The sequence below is a fragment of the Patescibacteria group bacterium genome, assembly GCA_038063375.1.
Taxonomy (GTDB): domain Bacteria; phylum Patescibacteriota; class Minisyncoccia; order Phycocordibacterales; family JANLHH01; genus JANLHH01.
This window is the reverse complement of record JBBTVG010000029.1, coordinates 1-3,582: the sequence shown is the minus strand read 5'-3', so window position 1 is coordinate 3,582 and position 3,582 is coordinate 1. Positions and strand designations below refer to the sequence as shown.

At 47.0% G+C, this 3,582-nt stretch carries 3 protein-coding genes and 2 tRNA genes; 3 read left to right on the top strand and 2 right to left on the bottom strand.

Features of this window, described 5'->3' with window-relative positions; all coding sequences use genetic code 11:
- The first annotated feature begins 2 nt into the window (after positions 1-2).
- Both AAB523_03245 and cfa read left to right on the top strand, forming a co-directional pair.
- A tRNA-Leu gene (locus AAB523_03245) sits at positions 3-84 on the top strand.
- Between the two features lie 172 nt (positions 85-256).
- Complete coding sequence (cfa, locus tag AAB523_03240) at positions 257-1,384, top strand: cyclopropane fatty acyl phospholipid synthase (protein ID MEK7556269.1); 1,128 nt, start codon at positions 257-259, stop codon at positions 1,382-1,384.
- Positions 1,385-1,649: 265 nt separating this feature from the next.
- Here cfa and AAB523_03235 read toward each other — a convergent pair whose 3' ends face one another.
- Complete coding sequence (locus AAB523_03235) at positions 1,650-2,279, bottom strand: redoxin domain-containing protein (GenBank protein ID MEK7556268.1); 630 nt, start codon at positions 2,277-2,279, stop codon at positions 1,650-1,652.
- A gap of 44 nt (positions 2,280-2,323) precedes the next feature.
- Here AAB523_03235 and miaA point away from each other — a divergent pair, with 44 nt between their 5' ends.
- Complete coding sequence (miaA, locus tag AAB523_03230) at positions 2,324-3,250, top strand: tRNA (adenosine(37)-N6)-dimethylallyltransferase MiaA (GenBank protein ID MEK7556267.1); 927 nt, start codon at positions 2,324-2,326, stop codon at positions 3,248-3,250.
- A gap of 168 nt (positions 3,251-3,418) precedes the next feature.
- On the opposite strand, the gene AAB523_03225 is transcribed toward miaA, so the two are convergent.
- Positions 3,419-3,489: transfer RNA gene (locus AAB523_03225), tRNA-Trp, on the bottom strand.
- Between the last annotated feature and the right edge of the window lie 93 nt (positions 3,490-3,582).

Sequence of the window (3,582 nt, the reverse complement as noted above, 5' to 3'; positions counted from 1 at the left end):
TTGCCGGAGTGGCGGAATTGGTATACGCGCACGACTCAAAATCGTGTCTCGCAAGGGATGGGAGTTCGAGTCTCCCCTCCGGCACAAGTGAATGAAATGAACGCAGTGCCGGAGGGGCGCATCCGTTTGCAGTAGCAAACGGGAGCAGGGACTTGAAGCCCTGTTGAGATATTTTCGGAGCGAAGCGCATGAAAATATCCAACTGGGGTACTGAATCTGTAAGATTCGAGTCTCCCCTCCGGCACAAGTGAATGAAATGAACGCAAAACAATATATAACAAATCGTCTTAAAGAAGCAGATATTGAAATAAACGGTTTGCGCTCATGGGATATTACGGTGCATGATGAACGATTTTATAATCGCGCTCTTGCATACGGGTCCTTGGGGTTTGGAGAGGCGTACATGGACGGATGGTGGGATGCGCCACAACTTGAAGAGTCATTCAACAAAGCACTGCTCGCTCGGTTTGATGAAAAGATAATTAATTGGCGAACACTTCTCTCCATATGGCCACGCATCCTCTTTACGATACTCATGGATTTTGGAAGCAAGGCACGGTCGCACAATATTGACGCACATCATTACGGCATAGGCAATGATCTCTACAAAGCTATGCTTGACCCATACATGACATATACCTGCGGATATTGGAAGAATACTGACAATTTAAACGATGCTCAAAAAGAAAAGTTTGATCTCGTTTGTCGCAAAATAGACCTTATGCAGGGGATGAGTGTTCTTGATATGGGTTGTGGCTGGGGAGGTTTCTTGAAATATGCCGCAGAAAAGTATGGCATACAAGGAGTGGGTGTTACCATAACAAAAAATCAAGTTACGTTGAGTAATGAAATGTGCAAAAACCTTCCCGTTCTCATAAAACACATGGACTACCGCGACGCAGAAGGGCGTTTTGATAGAGTTGTTTCCATAGGATTGCTTGAGCATGTTGGTCCAAAATATCACCGCGTATTTTTTGAGCAGGCAAGAAAAAGGGTAAAGGACGATGGGCTTGTGCTTGTGCACACTATTGGCGGACACATATCAAGGCGGCATGTTGAGCCATGGATAAACAAATACATTTTCCCCGGCGGCGTGGTGCCTTCTCTGGAACAGATTTCTAGTGCTTCACAAAATCTTTTTGTCATGGAGGACTGGCACAATTTTGGGTACGATTATTACAAAACACTCATGGCGTGGTTTGAAAATTTTGACAGAGCGTGGCCGGAATTAAAAAAGAGTGGAAAATATAACGAGCGATTTTATCGCATGTGGAAATATTACTTACTTTCAACCGCAGGCGCTTTCAAGGCGCGCCGCCTAGAGTTGTGGCAAATTGTTCTCTCGCCGAAAGGAGTTCCTGGTGGATATAAACCAGTGAGATAGTGTAAGTTTTTTGTTACAGCGAGCAGGGGCTTATAGGAACCCGGGTTTCTCATTCTTTATAAGAGGAAAGTCACCCTACTGTTTTTGCAAAACAAAACCCGCACCATGCGCGGGTTTTGTTTTGCGATATCTTCACCCTTTATTATGTCTAGTGAGGAGAGGAATGAAAATCGAAACCGCAAAGCGGTGGAGATCTTCATTCCGTCCGAACGACGACATAACAAAAAATATTAACCCCAGAGTAGAACTCTGGGGTTAATATTTTTTATATCTTCCCCACGAGATCAAGTCCCGGTTTCAGGGTGTCAGATCCCGGTTCCCATTTTGCGGGACACACATTTCCTCCGTGCTCGGCCACAAACTTTGCCGCCCGCAATTTCCGGAGAAGCTCCTTGGCGTTTCGCCCGATGCTGTTATCGTTCACTTCATAGGAAACGAGTTTCCCCTCGGGATTAATAATGAAACTGCCGCGAAGAGCTAGCCCTCCATCATCGCGAGGAACCAGTCCTTCGTCGTGGATATAGACACCGAGCGCTCTCGCGAGCTTCCCGGCTGGATCCGCAACCATCGGATAGGTTATCTTCCCGATCGCTTGAGATTCATCATGCCACGCCTTATGGACAAAAACCGTATCGGTGCTTACCGAGAGTACTTCCGCGTGTTCTTTCTTGAACTCTTCGTAGTGATCCGCCATGTCTTCCAATTCGGTCGGGCACACAAAGGTAAAGTCGGCAGGATAAAAGAACAAGATAAGCCACTTGCCTTTATAGTCCGCCAATTTTATCTTCTTTATCTTGTCTTCGTGGTACGCTTCAAACTCAAAAGCGGGAACCTCCATTCCTATCATATTGGTCGGCCCGCACCCTCCGCAACACTCGTTTTCTTTACAATTCATAATATGTTGATATGTTTAATTGGTAAGTAGGTTTCCATAGTATCATGAGAAAAAAATCATTGCAAAAAAGCGCCCCTCAAAAACCGAAGCTCTTGGTCATTCTGGGACCCACTGCTTCGGGAAAAAGCGATCTCGCCATCCTCCTCGCGAAAAAATTTGACGGTGAAGTGGTCTCGGCAGATTCGCGGCAGGTGTACAAAGGGCTTGATATCGGAACGGGGAAAATAACCAAAAGAGAAATGCGAGGTATTCCCCACCACCTCCTTGACGTAGCGCACCCGCGCAACATCTTTACGGTCACGAAGTGGCAGAGGCTCGCGGAAAAAGCCATCGCGGACATCGTGCGCCGCGGCAAACTGCCGATCGTTGTCGGTGGTACGGGATTTTATATCCAGGCTATCGTGGACGATATCAATGTCCCCGAAGTGAAGCCGAATAAAGCACTGCGGGCACAACTTGAACAGAAAACCGCCGCCCTACTTTTCACGATGCTCAAAAAACTTGATCCTCGGCGGGCAAAAGAGATCGATGCAAAAAACCCGCGGCGGCTTATTCGTGCCATTGAGATCGCAAAACAGTTGGGCAGTGTTCCGGACCTAAAAAAAGAGGGTTCAAAAAAATATGAGATACTGCAGATCGGCATTGCAACCGATGATAAGGTCTTAAAAGAAAAGATACGCAAACGCCTTGTTACAAGAATAAAAACGGGAATGGTTGCCGAGGCAGGGCGGGTTCACAAAGAGGGGCTTTCTTGGAAACGCATGGAAGAACTGGGGCTTGAGTATCGCTCTCTTGCGCGATATCTCCAGGGGAAAATTACAAAGAGGCAAATGACCGAGGAGCTTGCGCAGGCGATCTGGCGGTATGCGAAGCGCCAAAGAACGTGGTTCAAGAAAGACAAAAGAATTCAATGGTTCCCGCTTCAACAAAAGAAGAATATTGAAACGGTGGTGGGAAAGTTTTTGTCGTAGGGGAGGGGCCACGAGGAATTTCGACGCCTACTGCGTCAGTACCCGTTTCCGATTTGCTCGGAGCAAAACTCCTCACAAATAACAGAGAACGGCTTCGAATCCTCGACGCAAGGCATGCAGATGCCTTGCTTGGGCCTCGCACAAAAACCGCTTACGCGTTTTTGTTTGCGGGCCCACGAGGATTCGAACCTCGGTCAACGGTTTTGGAGACCGTTATTCTACCACTGAACTATAGGCCCAATTATTGTGTAAAGCGACGATCCGAATTCATCGAATCGCCGCTTTATTATAACAGGCAGTGAGGGAAAAATGAAAGTAACCTTTCATTTTGA

What these genes read in the sequence shown, in the direction of transcription:
- cfa (MEK7556269.1), top strand. Translation starts at nt 257, where the DNA reads ATGAACGCAAAACAATATATAACAAATCGTCTTAAAGAAGCAGATATT.
- AAB523_03235 (MEK7556268.1), bottom strand. Translation starts at nt 2,279, where the DNA reads ATGAATTGTAAAGAAAACGAGTGTTGCGGAGGGTGCGGGCCGACCAAT.
- miaA (MEK7556267.1), top strand. Translation starts at nt 2,324, where the DNA reads ATGAGAAAAAAATCATTGCAAAAAAGCGCCCCTCAAAAACCGAAGCTC.